18 protein-coding genes and 2 tRNA genes are annotated in these 17,211 nt (G+C 33.4%); 11 read left to right on the plus strand and 9 right to left on the minus strand.

Features of this window, described 5'->3' with window-relative positions:
• Window positions 1–70 precede the first annotated feature (70 nt).
• Window positions 71–772, plus strand: coding sequence for an SMI1/KNR4 family protein (locus tag OLM51_RS06230; protein ID WP_264553488.1), 702 nt, complete (start codon window positions 71–73; stop codon window positions 770–772).
• A gap of 31 nt (window positions 773–803) precedes the next feature.
• Window positions 804–1,892, plus strand: a complete 1,089-nt coding sequence (locus tag OLM51_RS06235) for a hypothetical protein (protein WP_264553489.1) — start codon at window positions 804–806, stop codon at window positions 1,890–1,892.
• A gap of 335 nt (window positions 1,893–2,227) precedes the next feature.
• On the opposite strand, the gene OLM51_RS06240 is transcribed toward OLM51_RS06235, so the two are convergent.
• The 5 genes from OLM51_RS06240 to msrB form a co-directional block, all read right to left on the minus strand.
• Window positions 2,228–3,187, minus strand: coding sequence for a quinone oxidoreductase family protein (locus tag OLM51_RS06240; protein ID WP_264553490.1), 960 nt, complete (start codon window positions 3,185–3,187; stop codon window positions 2,228–2,230).
• A 142-nt stretch (window positions 3,188–3,329) separates the two neighbouring features.
• A complete protein-coding gene (locus OLM51_RS06245; protein ID WP_264553491.1) occupies window positions 3,330–3,689 on the minus strand; it encodes a cupin domain-containing protein in 360 nt (119 codons plus the stop codon).
• A 567-nt stretch (window positions 3,690–4,256) separates the two neighbouring features.
• Window positions 4,257–5,669 carry an aminopeptidase P N-terminal domain-containing protein gene (locus tag OLM51_RS06250; RefSeq protein WP_264553492.1) on the minus strand — a complete coding sequence of 471 codons (1,413 nt, stop codon included), beginning with the start codon at window positions 5,667–5,669 and terminating at the stop codon, window positions 4,257–4,259.
• Between the two features lie 278 nt (window positions 5,670–5,947).
• Entirely contained in the window at window positions 5,948–6,556 is a 609-nt protein-coding gene (gene msrA, locus OLM51_RS06255; RefSeq protein ID WP_264553493.1) for a peptide-methionine (S)-S-oxide reductase MsrA, read from the minus strand.
• 8 nt (window positions 6,557–6,564) lie between these two features.
• Window positions 6,565–7,119 (minus strand): peptide-methionine (R)-S-oxide reductase MsrB, encoded by a 555-nt coding sequence (gene msrB / locus OLM51_RS06260; RefSeq protein WP_264553494.1) that lies wholly within the window; start codon window positions 7,117–7,119, stop codon window positions 6,565–6,567.
• A gap of 296 nt (window positions 7,120–7,415) precedes the next feature.
• Here msrB and idi point away from each other — a divergent pair, with 296 nt between their 5' ends.
• The 7 genes from idi to OLM51_RS06295 all read left to right on the plus strand — a co-directional run bounded on the left by idi (window position 7,416) and on the right by OLM51_RS06295 (window position 10,510).
• Window positions 7,416–7,943: an isopentenyl-diphosphate Delta-isomerase gene (gene idi, locus OLM51_RS06265; protein ID WP_264553495.1), complete on the plus strand. Its 528-nt coding sequence runs from the start codon at window positions 7,416–7,418 to the stop codon at window positions 7,941–7,943.
• Window positions 7,944–7,965: 22 nt separating this feature from the next.
• Window positions 7,966–8,379: a 6-pyruvoyl trahydropterin synthase family protein gene (locus OLM51_RS06270; RefSeq protein WP_264553496.1), complete on the plus strand. Its 414-nt coding sequence runs from the start codon at window positions 7,966–7,968 to the stop codon at window positions 8,377–8,379.
• On the plus strand, window positions 8,380–8,838 hold the full coding sequence (locus OLM51_RS06275; RefSeq protein WP_264553497.1) for a peroxiredoxin: 459 nt from the start codon (window positions 8,380–8,382) through the stop codon (window positions 8,836–8,838).
• 51 nt (window positions 8,839–8,889) lie between these two features.
• Entirely contained in the window at window positions 8,890–9,858 is a 969-nt protein-coding gene (locus OLM51_RS06280; RefSeq protein ID WP_264553498.1) for a type I phosphomannose isomerase catalytic subunit, read from the plus strand.
• Window positions 9,859–9,915: 57 nt separating this feature from the next.
• Window positions 9,916–10,182: a hypothetical protein gene (locus OLM51_RS06285; protein ID WP_213258942.1), complete on the plus strand. Its 267-nt coding sequence runs from the start codon at window positions 9,916–9,918 to the stop codon at window positions 10,180–10,182.
• A 76-nt stretch (window positions 10,183–10,258) separates the two neighbouring features.
• A tRNA-Thr gene (locus OLM51_RS06290) sits at window positions 10,259–10,332 on the plus strand.
• Window positions 10,333–10,433: 101 nt separating this feature from the next.
• A tRNA-Thr gene (locus OLM51_RS06295) sits at window positions 10,434–10,510 on the plus strand.
• A gap of 113 nt (window positions 10,511–10,623) precedes the next feature.
• Here OLM51_RS06295 and OLM51_RS06300 read toward each other — a convergent pair.
• From OLM51_RS06300 to htpG, 4 genes are all read right to left on the minus strand, one after another.
• The gene (locus OLM51_RS06300; protein WP_264553499.1) at window positions 10,624–11,883 is read right to left on the minus strand and encodes a hydroxymethylglutaryl-CoA reductase; all 1,260 of its coding nucleotides are present in this window, start codon (window positions 11,881–11,883) and stop codon (window positions 10,624–10,626) included.
• 219 nt (window positions 11,884–12,102) lie between these two features.
• Window positions 12,103–12,834 (minus strand): DUF4369 domain-containing protein, encoded by a 732-nt coding sequence (locus tag OLM51_RS06305; protein ID WP_264553500.1) that lies wholly within the window; start codon window positions 12,832–12,834, stop codon window positions 12,103–12,105.
• A gap of 131 nt (window positions 12,835–12,965) precedes the next feature.
• Complete coding sequence (locus tag OLM51_RS06310) at window positions 12,966–13,772, minus strand: hypothetical protein (protein WP_264553501.1); 807 nt, start codon at window positions 13,770–13,772, stop codon at window positions 12,966–12,968.
• Between the two features lie 122 nt (window positions 13,773–13,894).
• Window positions 13,895–15,778 carry a molecular chaperone HtpG gene (gene htpG, locus OLM51_RS06315; protein ID WP_264553502.1) on the minus strand — a complete coding sequence of 628 codons (1,884 nt, stop codon included), beginning with the start codon at window positions 15,776–15,778 and terminating at the stop codon, window positions 13,895–13,897.
• Window positions 15,779–15,979: 201 nt separating this feature from the next.
• Between htpG and OLM51_RS06320 the strand changes: the two genes are divergently transcribed.
• Both OLM51_RS06320 and OLM51_RS06325 read left to right on the plus strand, forming a co-directional pair.
• Window positions 15,980–16,483, plus strand: a complete 504-nt coding sequence (locus tag OLM51_RS06320; RefSeq protein ID WP_264553503.1) for a lipocalin family protein — start codon at window positions 15,980–15,982, stop codon at window positions 16,481–16,483.
• 19 nt (window positions 16,484–16,502) lie between these two features.
• On the plus strand, window positions 16,503–17,198 hold the full coding sequence (locus tag OLM51_RS06325; protein WP_264553504.1) for an OmpA family protein: 696 nt from the start codon (window positions 16,503–16,505) through the stop codon (window positions 17,196–17,198).
• Window positions 17,199–17,211: the final 13 nt, after the last annotated feature.

Genomic DNA, 17,211 nt, shown 5'->3' on the forward strand with positions numbered 1-17,211 from the left:
CACAGGACTTTTCATGTAGTTAAAAGATTATTATCTTGGTCATTTGATTCTAATAGAATATTCCCCAAATATGACCATACAAGAAATTGAAACAAAACACAGCTTTAAATTCCCCAATTTATACAAACAACTAGCTGCCGATGGTATGCTTGATGTTGGAGAATATGGGCCAAATTGGTTCACCGAAGTTTATCCAACTTTAAGAGATAATCCGCCTTTACTATTACATTCGTATGATTTTGAATCTCTGAATTTAAAATCAGTTGCTGAAGAAATTGAAGAGCTTAAAGATCCTGAAGATTATCGTAATATAAACCCGGAATTTAGATTTATTCCCTTTGCAAAAAGTGGAGGCGGCGATCATTATTGCTTTTTTCTAAATGAAGAAAATAATGGCGATGTGCCCATTGTTTTTGTATGGCATGATATGAATGAAGTTGATTATCTGGCTAAAAACCTGCAGGAGTTTATTTTTAAAGTTTTATTGATCGACATGTCAAAGCAGGATCTTTACAATGAACTCAGTGATGAAGAATTTAGAAATGATATCGAATCGGTACTTAAATCTCATAAAAAGTATTTAACAGATCGTCAAAATGAAATTTTGTCGGCTATTTTAAAACGTGAAATTATTGATTACGAAATAAACGTATCGCCAAAAATAAAAGAATCTGCAAGAGGATTGTTAACTGATGTTGAATTGGAATCAATTGTAAATGAGGTTATCCCTTTTGATAAAATGAATCAAAGTTTTAAATATTCAATGGAGTAAATCTGTAGTCTAAAACCGCTAAATATCATTTATGAAAAATTTCTTTTCAAACTTATTTAATAGAAATAATGACCCAAAATCGATAATTTCTTTTGATGTTATTGACCCGATTTATGGTTATTTGTATCATGAAGCTAATAGTTTTGAATTCAAGATGAAAGGGATTCAGGATTCCGTTTTGGTTAATTTATATGCTTTTCCGACTTCATTAGATCATGAAGAGGGTAGAGCAGAAATTAAAAAAGCGGGTTTTAATACTGCTTATGAGGTTTTAAATGAACTCTACAAAAAGATTGATATCGGACCTTTGTCTGAAGAAATAATGCAGCAGGATTTAGAGTATGATTTTATTCATATTCAGTTTTACTCGAAACCAGATCCGGAAATGAAAACGCATTTTAAACGCGTTTTGAATAATTTTATAATCTTTTTTTGTTGTACTAATAGTCTCGAAACAAATGATTTTAAGATTTTGTATACAAATAGTTATTTTGAGGATTATACAAAAGGATTGCTGGGGGCTGAATCTCTTGATTTTAAGAATCCTAAAAATGAAACTGAGGAAATTGGAATTCAGGATTTAAAAGTTGTTTTGCAGGGAATTTGTCAGTATTTAAATATTGAAATTCCACAAACCGTTGAGCTTCCTTCCTCTGAAAATTTGTTAGAAAGTGAAGAAGTGACAGCAGAAACTTTTGAAGAATTTATACACTTGGTTTCTAGAGGTAATATTGAAGAAAAAGAACTTAAAGGGAAATCTAAGAAACTATTTAAAAACTTTAAGAGACCAGCAGAGGATTATTGCGAAATAGTCGAAGATCATTTTGAGTTTTTTGAAAGTATTGATGCCTGGAACAGCGATTGGAAATTTGATCCTGAAGATGCTGAATATTTTATTTCTGAAATGATTGGCGAAGATCTTAATTTCGATTATCCGGAAGAAACCTATAGTCATGATTTGTTCCCTTATATTCAATCGGCTTTAGAGAAATATAATCTTGAGCTAATGACGTATGATACGTATGGAGATAATTATTTGTTTTTTGTAGCAAATAAAAATGATGTAGACAGAATCTTAGAATTGTCCGAGGTAACAAAGATTGAGATTAATCAGTTGTAAAATGGACTGAGTTTTACCGCAAAGGTTGCAAAGTTAGTTAGGCTTTATTTTTATTTGCTTTTGTAAAGATCACAAAGGGATTACAGAAAAGAAAGTACGCGGATAAAACGGATTCGCTAAGTGAAGACACAGATAAGAACGGATTTTATATGATTTCTCATTCCTTGAAATGACAAGATTACGGTGAAAACTGAGACTGAAAACTGATTATGCGTGAGGGATAGGAGCCGGCTACCGAAGTAGCGCGGATAGCCCGACAGCAATATAAAAAGGGGCGACTAAGCGATTGCAATAGTCAGCCCCTTTTTATATTGGTGGCACGCCCAGATTATTATTTACGGAATCAAAATTATTTTCCCTGTACTTTTTCGGCTTTCCAGATAATCATGTGCCAGTTTTCCTTCAGATAATTTAAAGGATGTTGGTTCAGAAAGTTTGATTTTGCCTTCAGTAATCCAGTTGAATAATTGATTAGCTCTTTTGATTCTTTCTTCTTTTGAGTTTAAGTAACTCCATAAATCGCCACCGGTTAAAGTTTTTGAAGTATCCATTAACATTCTTGGGTCTACATATTCAGGATCGCCGCCTGCCATTCCGAAGAAAACAACCTGACCACATTCTTTAGTCACTTCGAAGCTTTCTGTTAAAGTGCTTCCGATACTGTCATAAACAACATCAACTCCTTTTGGAGTTACATTAAAAACTTGTGATTTCCAATCTTCATTGTAAAGAAAAACATGATCTGCACCTTGCTCAGTTGCCACTTTGGCTTTGTCTGCAGATGAGGTTAAGCCTATGATTTTTGCACCTAAAAATTTACTGATTTGGGTTAAGATCTGACCAACTCCGCCAGCAACGGCGTGAATTAATACTGTTTCACCTTTTTGAGTTTTATGACTATCGGTGGCTAAATAATGTGCGGTTAAACCTTGTAATAATATAGAAGCTGCGGTTTCAAACGAAATCGCTTCTGGCAGAGGTAAAATATGATTGGTGTTTACAGCAACCAGTTCGGCATTTGCAAAAGGAGCGTCGGCAAAAGCCACACGATCGCCCACTTTGTATTCAGGATGATTATTGGCATCGATTACAATTCCGGCACCTTCGTAACCCGCAATAAAAGGTGGATTTCCTTTTAAATGATAATTTCCCTTTCGTCTGTAAACATCGGCAAAATTTAATCCGATAGCTTTCATTTCGATTAAAATCTCATCGCTTTTTAGTTGTGGATTTGGGATTTCGATATATTCTAAAACATCTGAATTCCCAAAAGAAGAGAAGGTAAGTGCTTTCATTTTTAGTTTTTTGAGGTTACAAATAACGGAAAATATATTGGCTCCATTTTAAAGATGCTCTTAAAAATAAAAAAAAGTAACAACTTGAATTCAGGTTGTTACTTTGAGTTAAAAACTAAAAGGTTATGATACCCGTAATATCCTATTTTTTAGTTCTGGGTTTTATTTCTGTTACAACTAAATTCACAGTTGTATCCCCTAAATTTTTTGCCATATGTGTCACTGTAGGTATGTACATGGCATCCCCGGCTTTAATATCCATAATAACAGGTGCTTTGCCTTTATCGGTTATTTCAATTTTTCCATCAGTCAATGCATAGATGGTGTGATCAGGATGATGATGCCATGGGATTGTTTCTCCCGGAGTAATCTCAACTTGCATTATTCTTACTCTTTCATTCTCAAGAAGTACTTTTTTATACGCGTTAGGCGCTACTTTTATAGGGTCTTGCGCATAGATATTCACACTTAATAGTAAAAGTAATAGTATGAACAGAGACATTAAATTCTTTTTAATTGTTTTCATTTCTTTTTTATTGATTAAATTTTTCCAGAATTGTTTATTGCGTATTCGTTTTGAGAATTTTATCATGGTTGCGTTATGAAAAAGACAAAGTTCTCTTGCAATGCATTTTTTTAAATTAATACAAAGAGGCAAATTTTTTCTGATTCGAAAAATTACGGTTAGGATATTTAGCTAGAAAAATTGGATTTCATTTTGCGGTTGTGAGATCCTTAGATTTAGGTAATAGATCCTTATGCCGCTTGTTTAAATCCATTGTTTTTTTTCGGCTTATCTTCACTGGTTTGGGAAATTGAAGTGCGATAAATAGCTTCTATTTTGGGACTACTAATTTACAAAAAAAAGAGACGTGAAATGTTTTAAAACTAAATTATTAGTCTTGTTTATTGTTGTAAATAGCTTGTTGTTAGTTGTTTGTGTTTGTTTTGATCCGAATATTTGTGAAATTGTAAGAAGAAACCATTAGTAAAAACTTTTTATTTACTAATGGTTTTATAGTTATTTTTAGGTTTTATTTTTAGTTTGCTTTTAAAAACTTTTCAGGATTTATATTTTCGGAAGTTTCATATCATTAAAAGTACTTTTTTGTTTGGCTAAAGCTTCGATATCCTGCCATTTTCTAGGAGATTCTGCTGATAAGTTTTCGTAAGAATCTTTAAGCATTAAAATGTCATCTTCGATACGAACACCAATATTCCACCATTTTTTATCGCATTTGCTGTTGGCAGGAATATAAATTCCAGGTTCAACGGTCAGAATCATATTTTCTTTTATAACTGTCTGTGGTCCTTTGTAAGTTCCTTTGTCGTGAACATCTAAACCAAGAAAGTGAGAGCAGGTATGCGGATAGTATAATTTTACCTCTTTTGGATCTGTGATGATACCTAATTTGATAAGTCCTTTTGCGATAACATCTTTTGCAGCTTCGTTTAGGGCAACAAGAGGAGTTCCTGCCTTACAGATTTTGAAAACAGCTTCCTGAGCATCATAAACAATTTGATAAATCGCTTTTTGTTCCTCGGTAAATTTTCCGTTTGCCGGAATTGTTCTGGTAACATCTGCAGAATAACCGTGATACTCAGAGCCAACATCCATTAATAATAGTTGATTGTCCATTTTTGTGGCGTTGTTTTCCCAATAATGTAATATGCATCCGTTTGCTCCGGCACCTACTATCGGGCCATAGCCTTCGCCTTCGGCGCCATAGTGCTTGTGTATATAAGCATGAATTCCATCAGCTTCGTTTTCGCTCATATCTGGGCCAACTGCTTTCATTACTTCGTTGTGGGCAACACAGGATAATTTTACAGTTTTGCGCATTAGAACAAGTTCTTCGGGAGTTTTTATTTCTCTAAGAGAACTCGTAATATCTGCAAAAGATTCAATAGGTGCTTTATCGTCAGTATTTATTGCGGCCTTGGTTTTAAAGTTTTCCAAAAGTCCAAAAAGATCAAATCCGCTTTTGTCATTACGAATGTCTGTTGGGATCGCATCATAAATTACTTTATCGAATTTTTTAAAATCAATGGCAAAATCTTTAAAGTCTTTTCCGTTATAAACAGTAGTAAAACCTAGTTTCGATTTTGCGCCTTCAATTCCTAAACGTCTTCCTGTCCACATTTCATGAGCTGTATTTCTTTCTCTAACAAAAAGGACTTCATTGTATTTCTCAGTTCCTTGAGCTTCTTTGAAAATTAACAGTACAGCATCAGGTTCTTTGTATCCCGTTAAGTAATACATATCGGGATTTGCGTGATAATTGTAGTTGATGTCTTTTGAAAAAACTCTTTCAGGGTAAGCAAATACAACCGCTACAGAATTGGCAGGCATCAAAGCCCTAAAAGCTTCACGACGGCCTTTGTGGAATTCTTTAGTGAGATAATCTGTCGGAAGGTTTTCTTGTGATTTTACTTGATTTACAGTGAATAAAAAAACAAATAATAAGAATAATTGCTTCATTTTTTGTGGTTTTTGATGATTGGTTTTAGTTTTTTGATTCATGCAAATTACAAAAATTATGAATTGCTATTGTAGAAAAGAAGTTGTCTCGAATTGTACTAATTCTCACGAATTATATTCTTGATTTTTTTGCCACAGATTAAAGGATTATTTGGATTTTAAATCTGTGAAAATCTTTTAATCTGTGGCAAAAAATATTCCCGATTTTAGAGAATAAAAATTAGTGGCAAAAAAAAAGACCACTCATTTTCATTAGTGGTCTTTGATTGAATTAATAATTATTTCTTTTTGAGTTTGTCTTTAAAGACTTTTTCAAATTTTTCAATTTTAGGCTGAATTACCATTTTACAATACGGCTGATTTTTGTTGTTTGCGTAATAATTCTGATGATAATCTTCGGCTTTATAAAATGTTTTAAAGGGTTCTACTTTAGTTACAATTGGATTGTTGTAGACTTTTGCTTTATTGAGTTCTGCAATAATGCTCTGAGCGGCTTTTTTCTGTTCTTCGTTTTTATAAAAAATTACAGAACGATATTGAGTTCCAACATCTGCTCCCTGACGATTTAGAGTTGTTGGGTCATGTACAGTAAAAAACACCTTGAAGATTTCATTAATATCAGTTATGTTTTTATCATAAGTGATCTGAACAACCTCGGCATGTCCTGTTGTTCCGGTACAAACTTCTTCGTAAGTGGGATTTGCAACTTTGCCCCCGGAGAATCCTGAAACGACAGATTTTACTCCGTCTAAATTCTCATAAACGGCCTCTACACACCAATAGCAACCACCACCAAGTGTAATGGTTTCAAGATTTGATGCTTTTTTATTCTGTGCAAAACCCTTTAGTGATAAAGCAAGAAAACAGATTAAAAGTATATTTTTCATAAAATTAATTATTTGTTATCAGGGATAAAATCAAGAGCAATTGAATTCATACAATAACGCTTTCCGGTTGGTTCGGGGCCGTCATCAAATAAATGACCTAAATGCCCGCCACAACGTCCGCAAAGGGCTTCGATTCTTTCCATGCCAAGCGAGTTATCATTTTTGTAAACCACACTTTTTTTACTGTCCTGTTCAAAAAAACTTGGCCAGCCGCAGCTACTCGAAAATTTTGCAGTTGATCTAAAAAGCTTGTTACCGCAGGAAGCGCAGTAGTAAGTTCCTTTTTCGTCTGTATTCCAATATTTTCCTGTAAAAGGTCTTTCGGTATCTGCTTCGCGCATTACAGCATAAACATCTTCAGGAAGGACTTTCTTCCATTCGGCATTGCTTACGTTTAATTTTGTAGTGTCGGTATTAGAATAATAAGGATTTTCCGGTTTGCTTATTTTATTTTCCATAGTAACCGTACTTGTAGTTTGCTTTTTCGTGTTTTGCCCACAGGCTTGTAAAATGAAAAGTGGTATTAAAAAGCAAATAGTGTAAATTAAGTTATTCGTTTTCATGAATCTTAGGTGAATTAGTCTGAATATCAAAGATACGATGACATGCTGTTCAGAAATAGTACAATAATTAGAATTCAGATATATTTAAGTATGTTTTAACTTTTTATTATTTACGTAAAATAAACATAAGTAGTTTTTATAGTTTGTTTTTAAAAGGATTTTTAAAGTTTGATGATGTGCAGTGTACTGTGAATCAGTATTTTGTTTTGTTTTCAAACAAGTTAAACTTTTCATAATGTTTTCTGAGATTTTATAGCCATTTCTTTTTTCGTATTTTTGTTTGTTCAATAAGCCCTATGATAGAAGAAAACGTAATACTAGTTAATCAAAAAGATGAGCAGATTGGCTTAATGCCAAAATTAGAAGCGCATGAAAAAGCACTTTTGCATCGCGCCTTTTCTGTTTTTATTTTAAATAGTAAAAATGAAATAATGCTACAGCAACGTGCTCATCACAAATACCACTCACCTTTACTCTGGACCAATACTTGTTGCAGTCACCAACGTGAAGGCGAGACCAATATCGAGGCTGGGAGCCGAAGATTGTACGAAGAAATGGGGTTTAAGGCTGATTTGAAAGAATTGTTTCATTTTATCTACAAAGCTCCTTTTGATAATGGATTAACAGAGCACGAGCTTGATCATGTTATGATTGGTCGTTATAATGATGAACCGGCAATAAATCCCGAAGAAGTTGAAGCATGGAAATGGATGAGTATTGAGGATGTAAAAGCTGATATTGAAAAACAGCCAGAAATTTATACCGTATGGTTTAAGATAATTTTTGATGAATTTGATCATTATCTCGAAGACCATAAATTATAACCAAAAGTAACCAAAAACCTAAATGAGAGTAACCATATCAAGAAAAGCACATTTTAATGCTGCACATCGATTGTACAGAAAGGACTGGACATTTGAGAAAAACGATGCTGTTTTTGGCAAATGTAATAACCCTAATTTTCATGGTCACAACTATGGTTTAACAGTAAGTGTTACAGGAAAAATTGACCCGGAAACAGGCTTTGTTTTAGATGTGAAAGTATTAGCGGATATTATACGCGAAGAAGTAGAAATACCGTTTGATCACAAAAATCTGAATCTGGATGTTCCGGAATTTCAGGATTTGAATCCAACAGCCGAAAATATTGCTGTTGTGATATGGAATAAAATTAAAAAAAGAATTCAGCCTGATTTTGATTTGGAAATCATTTTGAATGAAACAGACCGCAATTTTGTAACCTATAAAGGAGAAAGTTAAATGTCATTAAAAATAGGAGATATAGTTCCGAATTTTACTGCAAAGGATAGTCACGGAGAAACTTTTGAAAGCCAAAGTGTTTTAGGAAGAAAACCGTTGGTAATCTATTTTTACCCCAAAGATAATACGCCGGGCTGTACAACCGAAGCTTGTAGTTTTCGTGATCAATACGAAGATTTTAAGGATCTGGGAGCCGAAGTCATTGGTGTAAGTAGTGATAGCGTAAAGTCGCATCAGAAATTTGCCAATAAGTATAAATTGCCTTTTATTTTATTATCAGATAAAGATAAAAGACTCAGACAGCTTTTTGGTGTTCGTAACAACCTGTTTGGTCTTTTACCTGGAAGGGTAACTTATATTATTGATAGAAACGGGGTTGTTATTTATATTTTTGATAGTATGAATGCTGAAAAACATATTTCGGCAGCACTTGAGACTATTAAAGAATTAGTATTATAGATTTAGAAAAAATATTGCAATATCATAAATAGATATTAGTACAAAAAAAAGATGAGTACACAATTATATCCTTTACAGTTTGAACCAATTCTAAAAGAAAGAATCTGGGGAGGAGAAAAACTAAAAACAGTTTTAAACAAACCAATTTCATCAAAAATTACAGGTGAGAGCTGGGAGTTGTCTACCGTAGAAGGAGATGTGAGTGTTATTGCAAACGGAGTTTTAAAAGGGAAATCCTTAATGCAGCTTATTGATGAGGCTCCAGACGAAGTTTTAGGAACAAAAGTATATGAGCGATTTGGCAAACAATTTCCACTTCTTTTTAAATATTTAGATGCTCGTGAAGATCTTTCTATTCAGGTGCATCCAAATGATCAATTGGCAAAAGAACGTCATAATTCATTTGGGAAAACAGAAATGTGGTATGTAATGCAAGCCGACGCTGATTCCAGAATTATTGTTGGTTTTAAAGAAAATTCAAGTAAAGAAGAATATGTAAAACATTTAAATGACAATACACTTGTCTCTATTTTGGATGATGTAAAAGCAAAACCAGGAGATGTTTTCTTTTTAGAAACAGGAACCGTTCATGCTATTGGTGCCGGATTGGTGGTGGCAGAAATTCAGCAAACATCGGATATTACATATCGTTTATACGATTTTGATCGTGTAGATGCGCAAGGAAATAAGAGAGAGCTTCATGTAGATTTAGCACTAGATGCTATAAACTATAATAAGGTTAATACGCAAAAAAAATATGAGACAAAAGCAAATGCATCAAATGTGGTGGTTGATTGTCCTTATTTTACGACCAATTTTATTCCGTTAGAAAGTACAGTTGAGGTTTCTAGGACCGGAGAAACATTTACAGTATATATGTGCATTGAAGGAAGTTTCGAAATCGAATTTGATGGGTTTAAACAAACTTATACCAAAGGGGATACTGTTTTAATTCCGGCTGCGATAAATACATTTGTTTTGAGCGGAAAAGCTTCAATTTTAGAAATTTACATTTCATAGCACTTAATATAAAGATTATGTGTATTTTTGCAGACGCAAATTAAAATTATAATAAAAATGGCAAACGTTAAAAATTTAAAGAAAGACATCAATTTCGTATTAGGAGATATTATTGAAGCGGTTTACTTGTTTGAGATGTCAACAACAGGAAATCCAACTCCGGAAACGAATGCTTTAGTTGACGAAGCTATCAATGCTTTTGATACTTTGATTACAAAAGTGAACGCAAAAAACGTTGAAAACAAAAAAGCACATTTCAAACAAATAAATGTTGAATTGGAAGAAACTGCTAATCAATTGATTGCAAAAATCAACGAATTATAAGCAAAAAAAAGCATAAAAAAGTGCAAATTTATTTTGGGAAAACGAAAAACCGCTTTATATTTGCACCCGTAATGAGGCCGATGTAGCTCAGCTGGCTAGAGCAGCTGATTTGTAATCAGCAGGTCGTGGGTTCGAGTCCCTCTATCGGCTCAACAAAACCATCACAATAGTGGTGGTTTTTTTATAAAAAAATAGTGTGAATTTATTTTGGAATTATAAAAAACAATTCTATCTTTGCACCCGGAAAAAAGGCCGATGTAGCTCAGCTGGCTAGAGCAGCTGATTTGTAATCAGCAGGTCGTGGGTTCGAGTCCCTCTATCGGCTCCAAAAACCATCACAGAAATGTGGTGGTTTTTTTTATGTTTAAAAAAAAAAATCCAAATTCTAAGCTCCATATTAAAGCTTGGAATTTGGAATTTAAATTTTGGAGTTTAAATAGTTTATCTTCCTAGTGTTTGATGTGCAGTTGTAAATTGGCCTGAAGACATTGCTGCCAAAATCGAAAGCTCGCCTGTTAAGCATAAGGCAATAGCGATTTCTGCAAATTTACCGCTTTTGCCAGGGCCGTAGCAGTCCATTAATTGAAGACATTCTTTTTGCGTAGGAAATGAAGTTCCGCCACCAACAGTTCCAATAATTATGTTTGACATTGTTATAGCATAATAAACATCGTTGTTTTCATTGATCTCCATTCTTGTCGTTGCTATCGAAGCTTCACCTGTACAGGCTACATCCTGTCCGCAGGCAATAAACAAAGCGGCAAGGCCATTAGAAGGATGCATGCCGTTTCCTACAACACCAGCTTTTTGGGCTCCTGAAACTGATATTTTCCATTGTTCATGTAATAATGACGGAGTAGTCTTTAGAACAGATTTAATAATTTCTTTTTTTAAGATTATTTCTGCTGTAATTTTTCTTCCACGAGCTCTTGTGTTAATTGGTCCTGTTTTTTTATCTCCGGAATAATTACCTTCTATTGTCCAAAAGATGGGTTTTACGGGGCAGTTTTCAAGTATATAGTGGCATATTTTATCCGAGCATATAGTGACCATGTTTTGACCAGATGCGTCGCCCGATGTGTATTCTAATCTTAAAATTAAAATATTGCCTTCAATATTGATGTTTAAATCATTTAGAATGGCATAATTGCTTGTTTCTTTGGTTAATAATGAAAATGTTTCGGTATGATTCATAATCCATGAAGCAAATTTTCCTAAATCAATTAGATTTTTAAATTTAAAAGTTGGAGTTCTTTGTACGCCTTGCTGAAGTGTAATAACGGTAATTGCTCCGCTTTCTTTACATGCTTTTGCGCCTCTGCTATATGAGGCAAGTAAAGCGCCTTCTGTTGTTGCCAGAGGAACATAAAAACCTCCCTGAGCATGAGTACCATTAATTACTAATGGTCCAATAATTCCTGTTGGAATTTGCGACATGCCAATGTAGTTTTCAATATTTCCTTTTAAGCTTTCATTGTTGCTGAATACTTTTTCTCCTGATAGATAATCGGTGTTTGTGCCTAATTGCTTTTGAATAAAGTTTAAACGCAATTTTTGACCTTCTAAAGTGTAGGGGTCTTGTTTTGGAATTGAGGCTAATTCCTGATCAGGTTGTGGATTATAAGATTCTAATTTTTCAATAACTGCTGAATTAATTAAATCAAATTTTGCACGAGTAATGTTGCTAGGTGGATTTTTCATAATTTTTAGTTTTTTAAATTATGAAGCTAAGTTATTACAAAATCAAAATATATTTGTGTAATTTCTGACTTTTAAAAATGTTAATTATTTAATTATCAGATATTTATGATAATTTTATTGGAGGCTTTAAAAAAAGGCAATAAAAAATCCTGTTCTAATAAAAAAACAGGATTAGTAATTTGTAAATATGTGACTTTTTAAGTTGTAACTTGTTGTTTTTTACTGTTTTATGTTGCTTATTGTGTCTTGCTTTTTAATTTCGGCTACATATTTGGTTAGTTTTTTTCCGTAAAGTGATTGTGCTACTTTTGGAGTCATTGACTTTTGAATTGTATCCAGGAATTTAACGTTTATGTCATAAATCTCGGCTAAAGCAATATAAGGTGCGATTTCCTGATCTTTGTGATTAATAGCAAAGTTGGTAGCAAACAAATATTTTCTTTTAATGTTTGAATCATGTTTTGCGTTGATGCTGTCAAGTGCCTTTTGGTCCTTTCTTTTTATGGCTTTAAATCTTGCTTCAAGCATAGAAAGGTTTTCATCGTTAAAACGAGAATTTATCTTTTGATACTCCTGGTATAAATCCTGATTTTTAGATCCTGTAATTTTAGCATTGTAAATAAAATTATCCAGATTTGTATCGATATTTATGTTTCCAGGTTCAGCAAAAAATAAAATATTGTTGTCTAATGAGTTTGTTACTCCACGATCTAAAAACAAATAAAGCATTTCTGGAGATTCTAATTTAATGTCGCTCTCAAAAGCTGAGTTTCCGTCGATTTTAATACTGTCGATTGCTACAAGAGAGGTGTCAACAATTCTTTGAATATATAAAGTTCCGTTTTTTAATCCTTTAATGTTTCCTGTAATATGTAGGTTGTTTGTAGATTCTTTTTTGCTGCATGAAGCTAATAGTGCAAGTGCAACAAAAGCAATAATTGATTTTTTCATTAGTTTTTAGATTTTGGTGCAAAATAAAGAAAATAGTTTGAATGTGGTGAGTGGGATTTAAATTTTAATAAAAAATAAATCCCAATTTATTTCTAAATTGGGATTTGTATAGTTTTTTTAAAATGAGACTCTTACAAATTTAAATTGTAGCTTACTCCGCTATCGTTTGTGTAAGTGAATTTGTTGTCACATTCATTGTCTCCATAGTCAATAACTCCTTTAAGTAATCCGCCTTCAATTTTTAATTTGCCCTGAGAAATAAAGTTACATGAATATTTTTTCACCAATGTTTGCTGAACAGTCAAGGTTAGTTTTGTGCCTTTTTCTGTGGTTATATTATGGGTTCCTTCCGTCATTTCGTAAACATTGTCCTCTAAAACATAAGGAGTGTCCACACCAGCAGTTTGTCTCACGGTATGAATTCCTGAATTTAGATAAACTCTGCCTTCTAAATCTGTAAATTTTCCATTGCTTACTTTTCTGCTCCATTGTGGGATAGTCGGAACAGTTGTTGTGTTTGTGTATTCAATAGTTCCTTCTAGTTTTATGCCGTTAAAAGAATAATCAATTCTTTCAATAGTAAGTTTGCTTCCTGTGTTAATGATTGGTTCTGAAAGCGTGATTTTTAATTTTCCCTTTCTTACAATTTGATTGTCTGTACAGCCTGCTGTTCCATAGTCTACCAAATATACTTTTGGATAAGATTGTCCTTCAACTGTAACAGTAGCACAAATAGCAGCTGCAGATTTTCCAGCTGGTGAACCGGTTGTTACGATTAATCCGGTATTAATGTCCATTTGGTTTATGGCGTCAATTGTTATTGAAGCTCCAATAACTGTAGTGTCAGTTTGAGTTGCAGTATCACTGTCGCTTGAACAAGAGATGTAAGTTAGTGCTGTTGCACAAAGGGTTAAGAATGAAATAGCAATTTTTTTCATAGTAGTTTTTTTTAAGGGTTAGATTAAAAGGCATTCAAATGTAATAAAAAAAACGAATTACAATAAAAAAATCCTGTAAGCATCGCCTACAGGGTTTTTGTTGGTATTTAATGAATAAAAAATTACTTAATCATCTCAAAGCTTCTTTTTACAAAAGCAGTCAAGGCTTCACCTTTTAATAGGTTTTGCGATAATTTAGCCAGGTCTAAAGCTTGTTTTACTAAGTGCTCCTGATGTGTTTTGTCTTCAGTATTTAATATACTTGAAGCTAAGTCAGAATTTGTGTTTACTACCAAATTGTACATTTCTGGCATATTTCCCATTCCAAACATTCCGCCACCGCCTGATTGGCTCATTTCTTTCATTCTACGCATAAATTCTGGTTGCGTAATAATAAATGGTGCAGCCTGGCTGTCCATTGCTTCCAGTTGTACGCTGTATGCTTTTGGAATATAAGCTTCTAAAGAAGTTTTTAAAGTTGCTTTTTCTTCATCAGATAATTTAGAAATCGTGTTTTCATCTTTTTTAATCAAGTTGTCAATATGATCAGAATCGACACGAACAAAAGTTACTCCGCTATTATCATTTTCAATTTTTTGAATTAAATGAGAGATAATTGGAGAATCTAAAAGCAATACTTCGTAACCTTTGTCTTTTGCAGCTTCTATATAAGAGTGTTGTGCATCTTTATTTCCTGCATAAAGAACAACAAGTTTACCGTCTTTATCTGTTTGATTTTCTTTTAGTTTTTCTTTTAATTCTTCTAAAGTAAAATAAGTATTATCAACAGTTGGATACAAAACAAATGCACCAGCTTTTTCGTAGAATTTATCTTCAGAAAGCATTCCGTACTCCAGAACAATTTTAATATCGTTCCATTTTTCTTCAAAATCAGCACGGTTCTCGTTGAATAAAGCTTTTAATTTATCCGCAACTTTACGGGTAATGTAGTTTGAGATTTTCTTAACTGCACCATCAGCCTGTAAGCCTGAACGAGAAACATTCAGTGGAATGTCTGGTGAATCAATAACTCCTTTTAGCATTGTTAAAAATTCAGGTACAATTCCTTCTACGTTATCTGTAACGTAAACCTGGTTTTGGTACAACTGAATTTTATCTTTCTGGATTTGCATATCGGTGCCCAGTTTTGGGAAATACAAAATACCAGTTAAGTTAAATGGGTAATCTACATTTAAATGAATGTTAAATAAAGGATCTTCGAACTGCATTGGGTACAACTCTCTGTAGAAGTTCTTATAATCTTCTTCAGATAATTCAGATGGTTGTTTTGTCCATGCCGGATTTGGGTTGTTGATGATATTATCGATCTCAACAGTTTCGTTTACATAATCTTCCGGAGCATCTTCTGGTTTTGGAAGTGTTTCTGTTCTTGTTCCAAATTTAATTGGAATAGGCATAAACTTATTGTACTTGCTCAATAAACCACTAATTTTTGAATCGTCTAAGAATTCAAGAGAATCCTCAGCGATATGAAGAATGATTTCAGTCCCACGTGAAGTTTTGTCAGCAGGCTCTAAAGTAAATTCAGGGCTTCCGTCACATGTCCAGTGTGCTGCCGGTTCGTCTTTGTATGATTTAGTGATAATTTCAACTTTTTCTGCAACCATAAAAGCAGAATAGAAACCAAGACCAAAGTGTCCGATAATTCCAGAGTCTTTTGCAGAATCTTTGTATTTGTCCAGGAATTCCTCGGCTCCTGAAAAAGCAACCTGATTAATGTATTTTTCTACTTCATCAGCAGTCATACCTAAACCTTGGTCAATTATATGGATTTTTTTTCCGTCTTTATCTACTTTAATTTCGATAACCGGATTTCCATATTCAACTTTAGCTTCGCCAATGCTGATAAGGTGTTTTAATTTTAAAGTAGCATCAGTTCCGTTTGAAACGAGCTCACGCAAGAAAATTTCATGGTCGCTGTATAAGAACTTTTTGATTAAGGGAAAGATGTTTTCAACCGAAACATTAATTTTACCTGTTGTCATATTTTTTAATTTTTTGAGTTTAATGTGATGATTTTCATTTCTTCAAATAGAATACCAATTGTTTTTTGGATGACAAAATGGCGCAAGTGTTAATTTTGAAAGAAAATAAATGGATTCTAAAACAAATTTTATCACAACGTATCGTATATTTGTGGTATAATAATTGTTAAACGGGTAAGTATTAACTTAAAAATGTACAAAATGAAGAAAATTATTTTCATTTGCATGATCTCCGCAATGTTCTTTGCGTGTAAATCATCTTCGTCTACAACTGCTTCTACAGAAGCGCCAACGCTTTCAACAAAACTTGATAAATCTACTCAGGTGGCGATAAAGGGAAATTGGGTTCTTACCAATGTAACTTATCCGGGATCTGATTATATCAAAGTAAATTCTTTTGATCTTGCAGATTCAAAATGCTTTATTGGCAGTACCTGGAATTTTATTTCAAATAATAACAAAGGGACAATGACTTTAAATGCGCCAAGTTGTACTGCATTTACGTCTCCAATTGTATGGAGCATTAACAGCCAGGGACTTTTTGTACTAAAAATTGTTAACCCGGGAACAAAATCTAAAAACGTTAAAGAAGGATACTTGCTTAAAGTTGCAGGATTAACAGATAATTCATTTCAGTTAATTGACAACATTAATGTGGGCGGACAGGTTAAGGATGTGACTTACCAGTTTCAGAGAGCTAATTAATATTAAAAAATAGATACAAATGAGAAAGATAACCGTTTTAGGATTGAGTAGTTTACTTATATTAACTAGTTTTTTTGTAAGCTGTGATTCAGTACAAAATGCAAATAATACACAAAAAGGTGCCGGAATTGGAGTTGTTGCCGGTGGTCTTATTGGTGGTATTTTAGGAAATAATTTAGGGCATGGCGGAAACGCTGCTTTAGGAGCTGCAATTGGAGCTGCTGTAGGTGGTGGAACCGGAGCTCTTATTGGAAATAAAATGGACAAACAAGCTCGTGAAATCGACCAGGCACTTCCAGGTGCAGATGTTGAAAGAGTAGGTGAAGGAATTCACTTAACTTTAAATGAGAATTCTGTTCGTTTTGATACTAACAAATCTACATTAACTGCTCAGGCAAAAGCTAATTTAGATAAATTGATTCCTGTATTTACAGATTACGGAGATACAGATATTCAGATTTTTGGTTATACAGATAATACTGGTAAACCAGAATATAATTTAACATTATCTGGACAAAGAGCTGCTTCTGTACAAGCTTATTTAGTTTCAAAAGGATTAAAATCAAGCCGTTTTAAAACTTCAGGTTTAGGTATTGCAGATCCAATTGCAACAAATGATACACCGGAAGGAAGATCACAAAATCGTCGTGTAGAGTTTTCAATCACTGCAAACGACAAAATGGTAAATGATGCAAAAGCTGAATCTGGAAAATAATTTCAGAACAAAA

Source organism: Flavobacterium sp. N2038 (genome assembly GCF_025947185.1).
Classification (GTDB): domain Bacteria; phylum Bacteroidota; class Bacteroidia; order Flavobacteriales; family Flavobacteriaceae; genus Flavobacterium.